Annotated in this window: 15 protein-coding genes; 6 read left to right on the top strand and 9 right to left on the bottom strand. The window is 72.3% G+C overall.

The window, feature by feature from the left end; genetic code table 11:
- Positions 1 to 133 precede the first annotated feature (133 nt).
- The 3 genes from ACVUH9_RS19495 to ACVUH9_RS19485 are packed head-to-tail and all read left to right on the top strand — an operon-like array spanning position 134 to position 3,917.
- Positions 134 to 1,837, top strand: a complete 1,704-nt coding sequence (locus ACVUH9_RS19495; protein WP_475759974.1) for an FAD-binding protein — start codon at positions 134 to 136, stop codon at positions 1,835 to 1,837.
- Complete coding sequence (locus ACVUH9_RS19490) at positions 1,837 to 3,009, top strand: succinate dehydrogenase/fumarate reductase iron-sulfur subunit (protein WP_475759972.1); 1,173 nt, start codon at positions 1,837 to 1,839, stop codon at positions 3,007 to 3,009. Before ACVUH9_RS19495 ends, ACVUH9_RS19490 begins: the two co-directional genes overlap by 1 nt.
- Positions 3,006 to 3,917: a CoB--CoM heterodisulfide reductase iron-sulfur subunit B family protein gene (locus ACVUH9_RS19485; RefSeq protein WP_475759970.1), complete on the top strand. Its 912-nt coding sequence runs from the start codon at positions 3,006 to 3,008 to the stop codon at positions 3,915 to 3,917. The genes ACVUH9_RS19490 and ACVUH9_RS19485 overlap by 4 nt, the downstream gene beginning before the upstream one ends.
- Before the next feature lie 191 nt (positions 3,918 to 4,108).
- Here the strand turns inward: ACVUH9_RS19485 and ACVUH9_RS19480 are convergent, their stop codons facing one another.
- The 3 genes from ACVUH9_RS19480 to ACVUH9_RS19470 are packed head-to-tail and all read right to left on the bottom strand — an operon-like array spanning position 4,109 to position 7,076.
- Entirely contained in the window at positions 4,109 to 5,071 is a 963-nt protein-coding gene (locus ACVUH9_RS19480) for a PhnD/SsuA/transferrin family substrate-binding protein (RefSeq protein ID WP_475759968.1), read from the bottom strand.
- Between the two features lie 44 nt (positions 5,072 to 5,115).
- The gene (locus tag ACVUH9_RS19475) at positions 5,116 to 5,772 is read right to left on the bottom strand and encodes a response regulator (RefSeq protein ID WP_475759967.1); all 657 of its coding nucleotides are present in this window, start codon (positions 5,770 to 5,772) and stop codon (positions 5,116 to 5,118) included.
- On the bottom strand, positions 5,760 to 7,076 hold the full coding sequence (locus tag ACVUH9_RS19470; RefSeq protein WP_475759965.1) for a sensor histidine kinase: 1,317 nt from the start codon (positions 7,074 to 7,076) through the stop codon (positions 5,760 to 5,762). Before ACVUH9_RS19470 ends, ACVUH9_RS19475 begins: the two co-directional genes overlap by 13 nt.
- Before the next feature lie 184 nt (positions 7,077 to 7,260).
- Here ACVUH9_RS19470 and ACVUH9_RS19465 point away from each other — a divergent pair, with 184 nt between their 5' ends.
- Complete coding sequence (locus ACVUH9_RS19465) at positions 7,261 to 8,049, top strand: VOC family protein (protein WP_475759963.1); 789 nt, start codon at positions 7,261 to 7,263, stop codon at positions 8,047 to 8,049.
- A gap of 102 nt (positions 8,050 to 8,151) precedes the next feature.
- Positions 8,152 to 9,135 (top strand): NADPH:quinone oxidoreductase family protein, encoded by a 984-nt coding sequence (locus tag ACVUH9_RS19460; RefSeq protein ID WP_475759961.1) that lies wholly within the window; start codon positions 8,152 to 8,154, stop codon positions 9,133 to 9,135.
- 40 nt (positions 9,136 to 9,175) lie between these two features.
- Here ACVUH9_RS19460 and def read toward each other — a convergent pair whose 3' ends face one another.
- The 6 genes from def to ACVUH9_RS19430 all read right to left on the bottom strand — a co-directional run bounded on the left by def (position 9,176) and on the right by ACVUH9_RS19430 (position 14,297).
- Positions 9,176 to 9,757 (bottom strand): peptide deformylase, encoded by a 582-nt coding sequence (gene def, locus ACVUH9_RS19455; RefSeq protein WP_475759959.1) that lies wholly within the window; start codon positions 9,755 to 9,757, stop codon positions 9,176 to 9,178.
- 59 nt (positions 9,758 to 9,816) lie between these two features.
- Positions 9,817 to 10,923 carry an aspartate-semialdehyde dehydrogenase gene (locus tag ACVUH9_RS19450; protein ID WP_475759957.1) on the bottom strand — a complete coding sequence of 369 codons (1,107 nt, stop codon included), beginning with the start codon at positions 10,921 to 10,923 and terminating at the stop codon, positions 9,817 to 9,819.
- A 68-nt stretch (positions 10,924 to 10,991) separates the two neighbouring features.
- Positions 10,992 to 11,714, bottom strand: coding sequence for an SMI1/KNR4 family protein (locus tag ACVUH9_RS19445; RefSeq protein ID WP_475759955.1), 723 nt, complete (start codon positions 11,712 to 11,714; stop codon positions 10,992 to 10,994).
- A 110-nt stretch (positions 11,715 to 11,824) separates the two neighbouring features.
- A complete protein-coding gene (locus ACVUH9_RS19440) occupies positions 11,825 to 13,144 on the bottom strand; it encodes an aspartate kinase (RefSeq protein ID WP_475759953.1) in 1,320 nt (439 codons plus the stop codon).
- Positions 13,145 to 13,205: 61 nt separating this feature from the next.
- Complete coding sequence (locus ACVUH9_RS19435) at positions 13,206 to 13,898, bottom strand: recombination mediator RecR (protein ID WP_475759951.1); 693 nt, start codon at positions 13,896 to 13,898, stop codon at positions 13,206 to 13,208.
- Positions 13,899 to 13,961: 63 nt separating this feature from the next.
- Entirely contained in the window at positions 13,962 to 14,297 is a 336-nt protein-coding gene (locus ACVUH9_RS19430; RefSeq protein WP_475759949.1) for a YbaB/EbfC family nucleoid-associated protein, read from the bottom strand.
- Between ACVUH9_RS19430 and ACVUH9_RS19425 the strand changes: the two genes are divergently transcribed.
- Positions 14,231 to 14,799, top strand: a 569-nt coding sequence (locus ACVUH9_RS19425) for a helix-turn-helix domain-containing protein (RefSeq protein ID WP_475760087.1), incomplete at its 3' end; no start/stop codon positions are given. The genes ACVUH9_RS19430 and ACVUH9_RS19425 overlap by 67 nt on opposite strands.

The following is a 14,799-nucleotide window of genomic DNA, read 5'->3' as shown; positions in this document are numbered from 1 at the left end:
CTATTCCGCGCCGTCGATCGATCGCCCGCCCCACCGGATTCCGACCGTTTGCGTCGGGGTTAGGGTTCAGGCCAAAGCGGTGTGACGCCTGTAGGATCCGACGCGGTTCCCTGTCGTTGGTCGAAGGAGGCCCATGCCTGCACACGACGTCCTCATCATCGGGGCCGGATTGGCTGGACAACGCGCTGCGTTGGCCGCAGCCAATGCCGGCGCATCCGTCGCGATCCTGAGCAAGGTTCACCCTGTTCGGTCGCATTCCGTCGCCGCCGCCGGCGGCATCAACGCGGCCATGAACCCGGCCGACGACTGGCGCTCGCACGCCTTCGACACCGTCAAGGGGTCGGACTACCTGGGCGACCAGGACGCGATCGAGATCATGTGCTCGGAGGCGCCGAACGAGATCCTCCATCTCGAGCACATCGGCGTCACGTTCCACCGCAACGAGACCGGGCACCTCGATCTCCGTGCGTTCGGCGGCGCCTCGATGAAGCGCACGGCCTACGTCGCGGACATCACCGGGCAGGCGATCCTGCACGTGCTCTACGAGCAGCTGATGAAGCACAGCGGCACGGTCGATCGCTTCGAGGAGTGGTTCAACACCTCGCTGCTGAAGGACGCCTCCGGCCGCTGCGTCGGCTGCGTCGCCCGCAACATCCGCTCCGGCGAGATGCAGACCTTCGTCGCCAAGTCCGTGATCCTCGCCACCGGGGGCGTCGGCCAGGCCTTCAAGCCGACGACCAACGGCCTGATCTGCACCGGCGACGGCATGTCGCTGGCCTACCGCGCGGGCGCACGGCTGATGGACATGGAGATGGTCCAGTACCACCCGACGACGATGACGGCCAACGGCTTCCTCATCACCGAGGGGGCCCGCGGCGAGGGCGCGCACCTGCTCAACGCCAACGGCGAGCGCTTCATGAGCGTCGACGCGCCGAACAAGATGGAGCTGGCCTCGCGCGACGTCGTCTCCCGCGCGGAGCAGAAGGAGATCAACGAGGGCCGCGGCACCGGCCCGCTGAAGGACTCGGTCCTGCTCGACGTGACCGTGGTCCCGAAGAACCGCGTGCTGGAGTCGCTGCGCGAGATCGTCAACCTCGGCCGCGACTTCGCCGGGATCGACATCACCAAGGAGCCGATCCCGGTCCGCCCCGGGCAGCACTACACGATGGGCGGCGTCAAGACCGACGTCAACGGCGAGACCGACGTCCCCGGGCTCTACGCGGCCGGCGAGGTCGCCTGCGTCTCGGTCCACGGCGGCAACCGGCTCGGCGCCAACTCGCTGCTCGACACGCTGATCTTCGGCCGTCGCGCGGGCGAGCACGCGGCGCTGGTCGCCGGCTCGATGCCGATGCCGAAGGTCTCCGATGCGCAGTTGCGCGACGACATCCGGCACATCAAGTCGATCATCGACCGCCCCCGCACGGGCCGCCGGATATCCGAGATCAAGGAGGAGCTCGGCACGTCGATGAACCGCTACTGCGCCGTCTTCCGCGACCAGGAGGGCATGACGACCGGTCACGAGATCGTCCAGCGGCTCCAGGAGGAGGCCAAGACGGCCTACATCGACGACCAGGGCACGGTCTTCAACCAGGACGTGCTGGGCGCGCTGGAGCTCGGCTTCATGCTCGACTGCTCCGAGGCGATCACCCTGGCCGCGCTGGAACGCAAGGAATCGCGCGGAGCGCACTCGCGGACGGACTTCCCCGACCGCGACGACGAGAACTGGCTCTTCCACCTGACCGTCTCCCAGGACGGTGAAGGGGCCGATGCGCCCGGCAAGATCGGCAAGTCGCCGGTCACGTTCACCCAGTGGGAGCCCATGGAGCGGACGTACTGATGTCGACCATCGAGAACACCACCCCGAGCAACGACATGGAGGCCGGCCCGCAGGAGTTCACGCTGCGGCTGCGGCGCTACGACCCGGAGTCCGGCGACGCCGCCTACTTCGAGGAGTTCCAGATCGAGTTGGAGCCGCACCGCTCCGTGCTCGACGGGATCCTCCAGGCCCGCGGCGAGCAGGACGGCTCGATCGGCATCCGCTGCTCGTGTCGCGCGGCGATCTGCGGATCGTGCGGGACCCGGATCAACGACAAGCCCGGCCTCGCTTGCAACACACATCTGTCCGAGGCGCTGAAACGCTCCAAGGACGGCAAGATCACGGTCGAGCCGCTCGGCAACATGCCGGTGATCAAGGACCTGATCGTCGACATGGACGCGGTCCACTGGAAGAAGCAGGCGCGGGTCACCCCGTGGCTGCTCCCCCAGGAGCCGTTGCCCGAGCGGGAGCACGTCGTCCCGCGTGAGTCGATGGTCGACGTGACGCAGTCGATGGCCTGCATCCAGTGCGGAGCCTGCGTCTCCGACTGCCTCTCGATGGAGATCGATCCGCTCTTCGTCGGCCCCGCCGCGCTCGCCAAGGCGTACCGCTTCGTCGGTGACCCGCGCGACAGCCGCCACGCCGAGCGCCTCAGCAACCTGGCCGAGGACCCGCACGGCCTCTACGCCTGCACCCACTGCTTCAAGTGCATCGACGCGTGCCCGAAGGGCGTCGCGCCGATGAGCCAGATCATGCGGCTGCGGCGGATCGCCTCGCAGGACTTCCACATCAACGACCGCAACAACGGCGAGCGGCACGAGATGGCGATCGTCAACAGCGTCAAGAAGTACGGGACGCTCAACGAGACGAACATGGTCCCGGACTCCTACGGCGGCAAGCTCGCGCCGGCCGCGGCCAAGGAGATGTTCGCCTCGCTGCCGGTGATCACGAAGGCGCTGCTGCGCCGCAAGGTCACCCCGAAGACGGCGCTCTTCCACCACAAGAACCCGGACCAGGCGCAGATCAAGCGGATCTACGGGGAGATCGCCGGACGCGACCAGCGGCTGGAGCTGAACCTCTACATCACGCAGCCGGACGAGGACCCGGCCGAGATCGCGGCGCACGACGCGCACGTCGCCGCGGCGGCCGCCGCGGACAAGAGGACCACCACCGATACGGAGGCCGGAGCATGAAGGTCGCCTACTGGCCCGGCTGCGTCAGCCGTGGCTTCACCCCCGAGCTGCACGGTGCGATGGCGAAGGTCGCCCCGCACCTCGACATCGAGCTGGTCGAGCTCAACCGCGCCAACTGCTGCGGTGCCGGCGTGATCGCCGAGCACAGCCAGGAGCTGGCCGACACCCTCAACGCCCGCACGTTCGCGCTGGCGCAGCAGGAGATCGAGCAGGGCGCGGACCTGATGATGAACATCTGCTCGACCTGCCAGGGCGCGCAGGGCGAGTGCCAGGAGCGGCTCGACGCCAGCGCCGAGTACCGCGACGAGGTCAACAAGCACCTGACCCCGGAGGGCCTCGCCTACGCCAAGGGCCTGGTCAACAAGAACTTCCTCTGGGTCCTGGTCGAGGAGATCGGACTCGACGCGCTCGCCAGCAAGGTCAAGCGTCCGCTGACCGATCTGCGGGTCGGGCCGTTCTACGGCTGCTACATCGTCCGCCCCGCCGACCGGATCGGGATCGACGACGCGCACCCGCGCGACACGTACCTCGAGCAGGTGATCGAGGCGCTCGGCGGCACCGTCGTCGAGTACGCCGGCGCCCAGAAGTGCTGCGGGTTCCCGATCTCCCTGATGCAGAAGGAGACGTCGATGCGGATGGCCGGGCAGCACCTCGGCGACGCCAAGAACGCGCACGCCGACTGCCTCGTCACGCCGTGCCCGCTCTGCCACCTGAACCTGGACATGCAGCAGCCGGTGATCAACAAGACGATCGGCCGCGACCTCCAGATGCCGGTCCTGCACCTGCCGCAGATGGTCGGCCTGGCGCTCGGCCTGGATCCGAAGGAGCTCGGCCTCAACAAGCACGTCGTCAAGCCGACGGCCGTGATCGACTGGTCGACCTCGGTGGTCGGCGCCGTCGCCGCCTAGCCCCAGCAGCACCGCTCGCCGCCCACCGGCTCGTGGGCGAGCGAGACGACAGGATCGAAGGGTCGGCGCGTCGCGCCGGCCCTTCGTCGTTCTGACGCTGGTTCGGGTGGCGGCCCCGGGCCGGAGGCGGTCGTCGGTTCCCGAGGCGGCCGCCCCACCTTCCCCCGCCGTGGCGGGGACTTTGGGTGGCGCTAGGGGTGCAGGCCCGCCGCGATCAGGGCGTCCTGCTGCCAGCCGAGCTGGGCGTAGAGGTCGAGCGGGACCGTCATCAGCGGCATCGGGTTCGTGATCCCCTGACGGGCCGCCAGCGGCGCGAGGGCGTCGCTCGGCAGGTCGCGGACGGCGGCGACGATCAGCCGCCGGACGGCGTTGGGGATCCCCGGGCGGATCACGACCAGGTCCGCGAGCACCGGCTCCGAGGACCACAGCTGGCGCAGCCCGCGGGCGGCCGAGCGCGAGACGGGGCCGACGGTGACGGTCGCGTCGACCCGTCCCCGGCGGAGGTCGTGCAGGCCGCTGGCGTCGTCGGCCGCGCGCCGGACCGGCGTCGGGGCGCCCTTCGCGGTCGCCCGACCGACCGCGACCCCAGCCCGCAGCAGGGCCGTCCGCGGCAGCACGTCGCCGGCGGCGGTGAGGCCCGGGCCGAGCTCGATCGCGTCGGCCCGCAGGTCACCAAGCGCCCGCGGGCCGTCCGCGCGCACCCACAGCCGCGAGGGCCGGGTCCGGGCCGGGGTCTCGCGACCGGTCGTGTAGGCCCCCAGCGGGACCGCGGCGATCAGGCGGTCGGCCGGGGTCACCGCGGCCGGATCGAGCTGGGCGAGGTCGACCTGGTGCAGCGCCAGCGCCGACACCAGCTCGGACTGGCTCGCCCGCGGGACGGTGATCGTCGGGCAGCCGAGCTGCCGGGCGATGTCGCGGGTCAGCACGTCGGCCGCCGCACGGCCCGCGCGGTCGCCGGGCGCGAGCACGATCCCGAAGCGGATCGCCGTCGTCCGGCAGCTGCCGTCGGCGAACCGCTTGGCCGGTGCCGGGGTGGTCGCCGCGGTCGCCCCGGATCCGGCCCGCAGGCCGACCAGGACCGCGGCGCAACCGAGCAGCGCCACCAGCAACAGGAGCGCGAGACGGGCGGCGGGACGGGACGACGAGCGCAGCACTGGCTAGGAGGATGCCGGGTCGGGCGCGCGTCCGCTGCCCCGGGTCACTGCTCCGAGGACCGCAGCATCGCCAGGACCGCCAGCACCCGCCGGTGGTCGCCCGGGGCCGCCGGCAGGTCGAGCTTGCCGAGGATGCTGGTCACGTGCTTCTCGACCGCACCCTCGGTCACGACCAGCTCGGCCGCGATCCCGCGGTTCGAGCGGCCCTCGGCCATCAGCCCGAGGACCTCGTGCTCGCGCGGGGTCAGGCCGGCGATCGGGCCGCCGTCGTCGCGGCCGCGGGCCAGCAGCTGCGCGACCACCTCCGGGTCGAGCGCGGTGCCGCCAGCGGCGACCCGCTCGCAGGCCCGGACGAACTCGGTCGGCTCGGCGATCCGGTCCTTCAGCAGGTAGCCGATCCCACCACCGCCGTCGGCCAGCAGCTCGCCGGCGTAGGTCCGCTCGACGTACTGCGAGAGCACCAGGACCGCCTGGCCCGGGATCGCCGCCCGCAGCTCGAGCGCGGCGCGGATCCCCTCGTCGGTGAACGTCGGCGGCAGCCGCACGTCGAGCAGGGCCAGGTCTGGTCGCAACGCGCGACCGCGCCGGACGATCTCGTCCGGCGCGTCGACGGCGGCGACCACCTCGTGGCCGTGGTCCCGCAGCAGGCGGGTGAGACCGTCGCGCAACAGCGCGTGGTCCTCGGCTATCAGGACGCGCAAGGGATCCGTGCCTCGATGATCGTGGGACCGCCCGGAGGACTGGTGACCGTCAGGGCGCCGTCGACGGCGGCGACGCGGTCGTGGAGTCCGGCCAGGCCACCGCCGGGAAGGATCTTCGCAGCTCCCGCACCGTCATCCTCGATCCAGACCCGCAGCTCGCTGGCGTCGCCGCGGACGGTGACCTCGCAGCTGCTGGCGGTCGCATGCTTGGCGACGTTGACCAGCGCCTCGCTGACGACGAAGTAGGCGGCGGTCTCCGCCGACGAGGGCGGGCGCTGCTCGAGCTCGATGTCGAGCAGGACCGGGACCGGGGAGCGGGCGATCAGCGAGCTGAGCGCCGCATCGAGGCCGCGGTCGGCGAGCACCGAGGGCGCGATCCCGCGGACCAGGTCGCGCATCTCGGCCAGCGCCCGGCGGGCCTCGCCGCGGGCGCCCTGGATCAGCTCGCGGGCGCCCTCCGGGTCGTTCTCCATCCGCTCCTCGGCCATCCCGAGGTCCATCGCGACCGCGACCATTCGCGCCTGGGCCCCGTCGTGGAGGTCACGCTCGATCCGGCGCAGCTCCGACGACTGCGCGTCGACGGCGCCGGCGCGGGTCGTCTCGAGGTGCGAGACCCGGGCCTGCAGCCGCTCGAGGTCGTCGCCGAGCAGGACCCGGATCGCGGTCAGCGCGACCGCCGCCGTCGCCCGGCAGACGCCGTAGGCGATCGGGATCGCCAGCAGCCCGACGAGGAACAGCAGCATCGCCTTCGGGAAGGTGTCGAAGTAGAAGCCGTTGAGGTTGGTGCCATCGTGCTCCGGCCCCTGGGGCAGCGCCCAGAAGTAGAACGGGTAGCTCAGCCCCGCCAGCACGAACGACCACGAGACCGTCGCGACGCAGAAGCCGGCGATCGCGATCGGGAACTGGATCACGTGGTAGACGACGTCCTGCCAGCGGCGGGGGTCCATCAGCATCGTGCGGGCCGTCGGCAGGATCCCCTTGGGCAGCTCGCGGTAGGCGGCCTTGACCGGCTTCTCGGGGTCGACGATCAGCGCCCGCAGCCGCTCGACGTCGGCGCACCAGCGGAGGACCTGGCTGGTGAGGATCGCCAGCGGGATCCCGATGATCAGGATCAGCAGGCTGAGCGAGAGCGAGACCAGCGTGACCGCGATGCAGAAGATCGCCGTCCCGCTCACGAAGCCGGTGATCAGGAAGGCGAAGTCCCTCCAGGCGCGGCTGGCGAAGGCGGGAAGGCGGCCCAGCAGCTGCGTCGTCAGGGAGGACGACGGCGGCTCGGGCAGCTCGACGGTGTCGGGGGAGCTCATACGACGATCCTGGCGATCCTCGCACGCCACGACCATGAGGCGGGCTGGCGAGCCGCGGTGGGGGTTCCCCCACCCCACCCGCCCGGCTTTCCGGCGGTCGCGGGAGCGGGCACCGCAGGCTGGTTGGGATCCCAGCCGAGCGGGATGCTCACGGGGCACTGCCTCCCCGCACAAGGAGCTCATCATGCCCGAGCGCAACGGCTACGTACCCGGCACCTTCAGCTGGATCGACCTGCAGAGCCTCGACGTCGACCAGTCCCAGGCGTTCTACGGCGCGGTCCTCGGCTGGCGCTTCCGCGAGACCCCGATCCCCGGCCAGGGCGTCAGCTACTTCACCGCCCTGACCGACGGCAAGGCGGTCGCCGGGCTCGGTCCGATGCCGCAGCAGGCACGCGAGGCGGGTGCGCCGCCGAGCTGGACCAGCTACGTCAGCGTCGAGGACGCCGAGACGACCGCCGCGCGCGCGGGCGAGCTCGGCGGAACCGTCCTGATGCCGGCGATGACGGTCATGGACCAGGGCCGGCTGGCGATCATCGCCGATCCCCAGGGGGCCGTCTTCGGCCTCTGGCAGCCGCTCGCCCACCGCGGGGCGGAGCTGGTCAACGAGCCGGGCACGCTGGCCTGGAACGAGCTGCGGACCGGTGACGTCCCCGCCGCCGAGCGCTACTACGGGGAGCTCTTCGGCTGGACGTTCGCCGACCTCGGCCCCCAGGGCTACCGCGTGATCCGGGTCGGCGAGCACGACAACGGCGGGATCATGGCGACCGGCGAGACGTGGGACGGGGTCCCGCCGCACTGGGGCCCGTACCTCGCCGTCGACGACGCCGACGACGTGGTCGCGAGGGCGACCGAGCACGGCGGCTCCGTCGTGCTCGCCGCGTTCGACGGGCCTCCCGGGCGGATGGCGTTCCTCGCCGATCCCCAGGGCGCCCAGTTCGCCGTGGTCGCGATGACCGAGCCGGCCCCGGACTGACCCGAGGCCGCAGCCGTGCGGTAGCTTCCGGTACCACGCGGTACCGGTCCCGTCCGGGTCGGTCCGCCGCGCCGCCACCGACACCACCGCGAGGGAGACCCGATGAAGGCCCAGCAGATCACCGAGCTGACCGGCCCGGACAGCGCTCTGCAGCTCGTCGAGCTGCCCGAGCCCGGGCCCGGCGACAACCTGCTCGGGGGCGAGGGCGTCGTGGTCGAGGTCGGGGCGGCCGGGGTCTCGTTCCCCGAGCTCCTGCAGACCCGCGGGATGTACCAGATGAAGCCGGAGCTGCCGTTCGTTCCCGGCAGCGAGGTCGGCGGGGTCGTCCGCAGCGCTCCCGCGGGCTCGGGCTTCGAGCCCGGTCAGCGGGTCGCCGCGTTCTGCGTGCTCGGGGGCTGGGCCGAGGTCGCCGTCGCCTCCCCCGCCCTGACCTTCCCGATCCCCGACCGGCTCGACGACGCCCAGGGTGCCGCCCTGGTCCTCAACTACCACACGGCCTGGTTCGCGCTCGTGACCCGTGGGCGGCTGGTGGCCGGCGAGTGGGTGCTGGTCCACGGCGCCGCCGGCGGGGTCGGCACCGCCACGCTCCAGGTCGCCAAGGGCCTCGGCGCGAAGACGATCGCGGTCGTCTCCAGCGACGAGAAGGAGCGGGTCGCGCGGGCCGCCGGCGCCGACGAGGTCGTCCGCTCCGACGGCAACTGGCGCGAGCAGGCCCGTGAGCTCTCGGGCGGCGGCGTCCACCTGGTCGTCGACCCGGTCGGCGGCGACCGCTTCACCGACAGCCTCAAGTCGCTGCGGCGCGCCGGCCGGATCGCGGTGGTCGGCTTCACCGCCGGGGAGATCCCGACGATCAAGGCCAACCGGCTGCTGCTGAGCAACACCGAGGTGATCGGCGCCGCCTGGGGCGAGTGGTTGTTCGGCGTCCCCAGCCTCGGGCCGGAGATCGGCGCCGAGATCGGCAAGCTGATCGACGCCGGTGCGATCGACCCGCCGATCGGCTCGCGGTTCCCGCTCGCCCAGGCCGCGGACGCGCTGCGCACGCTCGACGAGCGGCGTGCGCTCGGCAAGATCGTGCTCGAGCCCTAGGAGCCCGTCGAAGACTCGGCGGGCTCCTGGACCGCCTGGCTCAGACCGCGGCCGGCGTCCCCTGCGCAGCGTCGCGCGGGGCGCCCTCGCGGAGCTCACGCAGCGCCGCCTTGCGCTGCTCCTTGCTCGTCCGGTCGATCATCAGGACCCCGTCGAGGTGGTCGATCTCGTGCTGGAGGCGACGGGCCAGCGCCCCCTCGGCGTCGATCACGATCTCGTGGCCGCTGAGGTCCAGCCCGCGGACGCGGACCGCGCGCGGGCGCTCGACGTCGACCCAGACCTCGGCCAGCGACAGGCAGCCCTCGGGGCCGGTCTCGAGCTCGTCGGACGACCACTCGACGACCGGATTGATCAGGGCGGTCGCAGCCCCCAGCGACTCGCCGCCCTCGCGGTAGACGAAGTAGCGCCGCATGATCCCGACCTGCGTCGCCGCGAGGCCGGCACCGAGCGCGGCGTCCATGATCGTGATCAGCCGGCGGGCCTCCCCGACCAGGTCGTCGTCGATCTCGTCGACCGGGCGGGCGACGGCCCGCAGCGCCGGATCGCCCCACTGACGCACCTGCGTCAGAGCGGCGCGACGGCGCTCCAGGACCTCGGGACTGATCTCTTGCTGTTGAGCCACGCAGCCACCCTACCGGGGGCGGGAGTCGGCGTCGACGGCGCGCGGACGCTTCGCCCGGATCAGCCGAGCTGCGGTACCGCGGAGGCCTCGGTCGGCCGGACCAGGCCCCGCTCGTGGAGCACGACGGCCAGCTGGATCGTGTTGGTCGCGGCGCCCTTGCGGAGGTTGTCGCCGACCACGAACAGGTCGAGCGCCTGCGGGTGACCGGGATCGCGGCGGATCCGCCCGACCAGGACCTCCGGACGACCGTCGGCGTCGATCGCCATCGGGTAGATCGCGTTGGCGGGGTCGTCGCGCACGAGCACCCCGGGGGCCGCCTCGAGCAGCTCGCGGGCCCGCTCGGGCGAGAGCGGCTCGCGGGTCTCGACGTTGGCCGTCTCGCTGTGGCCGTTGATCACGGGCACGCGGGTGCAGGTCGCCGAGACGCGGATCGACGGGTCGCCGAGGATCTTGCGCGTCTCGTTGATCAGCTTCCGCTCCTCGTCGGTGTGGTCGTCGACGAAGTTGCCGGCGTGCGGCAGCACGTTGAAGGCGATCTGGTGGGCGTACGAGCGGGCGTCCGGCACGGCCGTCCCCTCGAGCACCGCGCGCGACTCCTCCAGCAGCTCGTCGACCGCGGCCTTGCCGGTGCCGGAGACCGCCTGGTAGGTCGAGACGACCAGCCGCTCGATCCCGGCCTCCTGCTGGAGCGGGCGCAGCGCGACCATCAGCTGCATCGTCGAGCAGTTCGGGTTGGCGACGATCCCGCGGTGGCCGTCGAGCGCCTCCGGGTTGACCTCGCTGACCACCAGCGGTACGTCGTCGTGCATCCGCCAGGCCGAGCTGTTGTCGACCACGACCGCCCCGGCGGCGGCGAACTTCGGCGCCCACTCGCGGCTGGTCGCGCCGCCGGCCGAGAAGACGGCGATGTCGAAGCCCTGGATCGTCTCGTCGTTCAGCGGCTGGACCGTCATCCCGCGCAGCGTCGAACCGGCCGAGCGCGCCGACGCGAAGGGCACGATCTCGCGGACCGGCAGCGCCGTCCCGGCGGGCCCGGCGCCGTCCTTGGTCGGGGCCGCCGCGCCGACCCGGGTGCCGTCGTTCGGCACGCCCAGCTCGTCGAGGAGGACGCCGCCAACCTGGCCGGTGGCGCCGACAACGGCAATGCGGTACCCGTCGCTGGTCATCTCTCCAGGGTACGAGAGGACCCCCTCGACCCGCTCGCCGCCCGGACGAATCGGCGACGTGACGGCGTCTACCAGCCGCCCTCGGCCAGCTCGCGGACGTCGCTGACGCTCAGCGGCCAGCCGCGATCCGGGTCGTAGGAGAGCTCCGGCAGGCTCGGGCTCGCCCACTGCAGGACCGCCGTCAGGTGCTGGCCGACGCTGCGGCTGATCTCCTCCGGGTCGCCCTGGAGGTCGACCGGCAGCCCGAGCGTGTCCTGGACCTCCTCGGCGATCTCCTCGTCGTCCGGATAGACGTAGTGGGAGAGCCAGCCGGCGAGGAAGGCGTACGGGTCCTCCCCGACCACGGCCATCGAGGGCACGTCCTCGTCGCCGTCACCGGCGCCGCTGAGCACGACCAGCGGACGACCGGCCCGGCCCCGCGGGAACCAGACGCCGAAGACGTCGCCGGCCCCGTCGGCAGCGAACGGCACGACCTCCTCCGGGACGAACCACTCGCGCGAGCGGAGCGCGTTGCGGGCGGTCGCGACCAGCGGCCCGGTGGTCTTGATCCCCGGACGCCGGACCAGCGGGAAGAAGGTCAGGTTGCCGCCGACCAGACGAGCACCGCCGCCGACGGCGCGGTACCACTCGCGCAGCTGCGGGGGCAGCGGCCGGCCGAGCTTGCGCTCGGTCGCGTCGAGCGTCTCCTGGGTCTCGCCCGGGGGCAGCTCGCCGTCCGGGTCCAGCTCCTCGATCGCCCGCAGGAGGGTGTCGAGCCGGTCCCGGTCCTCGTCGCTCAGCTCATGATCCACTGCCGGGACCCTAGCCCTCCCGGCCGCCGGCGGTGGTGACGGCCGGCGGCGACGCGCGGGCGCCGACGCTCAGGAGCAGGCCGACTCGGTCGCGAGACGGCCGCTCCCCCTCAGGAGAAGGCGCCGAACGGCTCCTCGGGGCGGATGGTGTCCTCCCCGGAGAGGCCGAAGGCCGCGTGCAGCGCCTGGACGGCCGTCGGAACCTGGTTCCCCGGCACGACGCAGCTGATCTTGATCGGCGAGGTCGAGATCATCTGGATGTTGATCTCGTGCTCGCCGAGCACGGTGAAGACCTTGGCAGCGACGCCGGGATGGGTCTTCATCCCCGCACCGACGATCGAGACCTTGCCCATCTCGGGCTCGGTCCGAATGCTCACGATCCCGAGTTCCGCCATCAGCGGCTCGAGCGCGTCCTGCGCCGCAGTCAGATCCTCACGCGGGACGGTGAACGACATGTCCGCGCGGCGGGGGCGGGCGGGATCGTCTCCCGACGGCTCGTTCTGGATGATCATGTCGACGTTGACGCCGGCGTCGGCCAGCGACGTCGCGATCTGGCCGGCCGCACCGGGGTGGTCCGGCACGCCGACGAGCGTGATCCGGGCCTCGACCGTCGAGTGGGTGACGGCGGTGATCAGGGGGTTCTCCACGCGCTGCTCCTGGCTCTTGCTCGCCGCGATCTTGGCCTCGGCCTCGGACACGACCCACGTGCCCTCGGCGTCCTCGAAGCTCGAACGGCAGTGGATCCGCACCCCGTGGGTGCGGGCGTACTCGACGCTCCGCAGCTGGAGGACACCGGCGCCGGACGACGACATCTCGAGCATCTCCTCGAACGAGACGACGTCGATCTTGCGGGCGTGCGGCTCGACGCGCGGGTCGGCGGTGAAGACCCCCGGCACGTCGGTGTAGATCTCGCAGACGTCGGCCCCGACCGCGGCCGCGAGCGCGACGGCGGTGGTGTCCGAGCCGCCGCGACCGAGGGTCGTGACGTCCTTCGCGGTCGAGACGCCCTGGAAGCCGGCGACGAGCACGATCCGGTCCTGGTCGAGCGCCTCGAGGATCCGGTCGGCGCGGACGTCGAGGATCCGGGCCTTGGTGTGCGACGTGTCGGTGACGATCCCCGCCTGCGAGCCGGTCAGCGAGATCGCCTGGTGGCCGAGGTCGTTGATCGCCATCGCGGCGAGGGCGCAGGAGACGCGCTCGCCGGTCGACAGCAGCATGTCCATCTCGCGCGGGGCGGGGCGCTCGGAGATCTCCAGCGCGTCGGCGATCAGCCGGTCGGTCTCCTTGCCGCGGGCGGAGAGCACGACGACGACGCGTTGGCCGGCCTCGCGCTTCTTCACGATCCGGCGCGCGGCGCGCTTGATCCGCTCGGCGTCGGCGACCGACGTGCCACCGAACTTCATGACGACGGTGTCGCTGGGCGAGAACATCCGGGGGCGGACTTTACGCAACGCGACGCCGTTGCGGATCGCGGCGGACGTTCGACCGAGGTCAGATCACGCGGCGCCCGGCGAACGCCCGCCCGAGCGTGACCTCGTCGGCGTGCTCGAGGTCGGCCCCGACCGGCAGGCCGGAGGCCAGCCGGGAGACGACCACGTCCGGGGCCCGCTCGCGCAGCTCGGCGGCGACGTGCAGGGCCGTGGCCTCGCCCGAGGTCGTCGGGTTGGTCGCGACGACGACCTCGCGGACCGAGCCGGACCCCGAGCCGCTGGCGGGAGCTTCGGCGGTGCTCCCCCCGCTCGCGAAGACCGGAGCCGGGCCGAGGTCGGCGGAGACGTCCGGATCGCCGTCGGTCACGCGGCGGTAGAGCGCCTCGAGGTGGAGATCGCGCGGGCCGATCCCGTCGACCGGCGAGAGCGACCCGCCGAGCACGTGGTAGCGCCCGCGGTACTCGAGCGTCCGCTCGATCGGGAGGATGTCGGCCGGTCCCTCGACCACGCAGAGCAGGGTCGGGTCGCGGCGCGGGTCCTGGCAGATCACGCAGCGGTCGCCCTCGGCGAGGTTGAAGCAGATCCGGCACTCGCCGATCAGCTCCTTGACCTCGATCAGGGCGGTCGCCAGCGCTCGCGCCTCCTCGTCGGGACGCGCGAGCACGTGGTAGGTCAGCCGTTGCGCGGTGCGCGGGCCGACGCCGGGCAGGCGGGCGAACGCCGCCGCCAGCCGCTCGATCGGGGCGGGCTGCACGGCCCTAGCGCCCCGCGCCGGCCGGGCCGGCGGACGGGGCCGGTACGCGCGCCGCCTCGGTCACTAGAGCCCCATGCCGCCCAGGCCGAGCGCGCCGAGGTCCATGCCGCCGGTGAGGCCGCCCAGCCGCTTCTCGGCCATCTCCTGCGACTCGCGGATCGCCTGGTTGACCGCCACGGTGATGGTGTCCTGCAGCAGCTCGGCGTCCTCGGGGTCGATCGCCTCGGGGTCGATCGTGACCGAGCGGATCTCCAGCGCGCCGGTGATCGTGACCTTGACCATCCCACCGCCGGCCGTGACCTCGAGCTCCTCGGTCTTGAGCTTCTCCTGCTCTGCAGCCATGTCGGCCTGCATCTTCTGGACCTGCTTCATCATCTGCTGCATGTTGGGCTGACGCATCAGGTGTCTCCGTTCGCGGGGGTGGTGGGGCCGGCGCCGACGCTGTCGCTGGCGGCCGAGCCGTCGATCAGTTCCTCGGCCTCGAACTCCTGGACGACCCGGCGGATCAGCTCGTCCTCGGGCAGCAGGGCCTCTTCGGGCGTCTCGACATCGGCGCGCTCCTCGGCGCGGACGACATAGCGGACCCCGAGCAGCTCCTCCAGCCCAGCCGAGATCGCCGCGAGGGCGTCCTCGCGGTTGAGCTGGCGGACCGACGAGCCCTTGCCGGCCGGCAGCCCGAGCACGAGCGTTCCGCCGGTGATCTCGACCGTCCGGGCCTGGCCGAGTGCGGCCCGCACGGCGTTGCCGGGCATCTGATCGGCGATCGTCGGCAGCAGCTCGTCGACGTCGGAGGGGGCGAAGCCGGTGCTGCGCTCGAGGCCTACCTCGACACCGGCGGCGACGCCCAGGCGACCGCCGCTCGGCTGTTCCTCGCGCGCGGCAGCCTCTACTACCGGCTGCG

The sequence above is a fragment of the Patulibacter ginsengiterrae genome (genome assembly GCF_056269115.1).
Note: the sequence above shows the minus strand (reverse complement) of the source record. Positions and strands in the feature narration are given on the sequence as shown.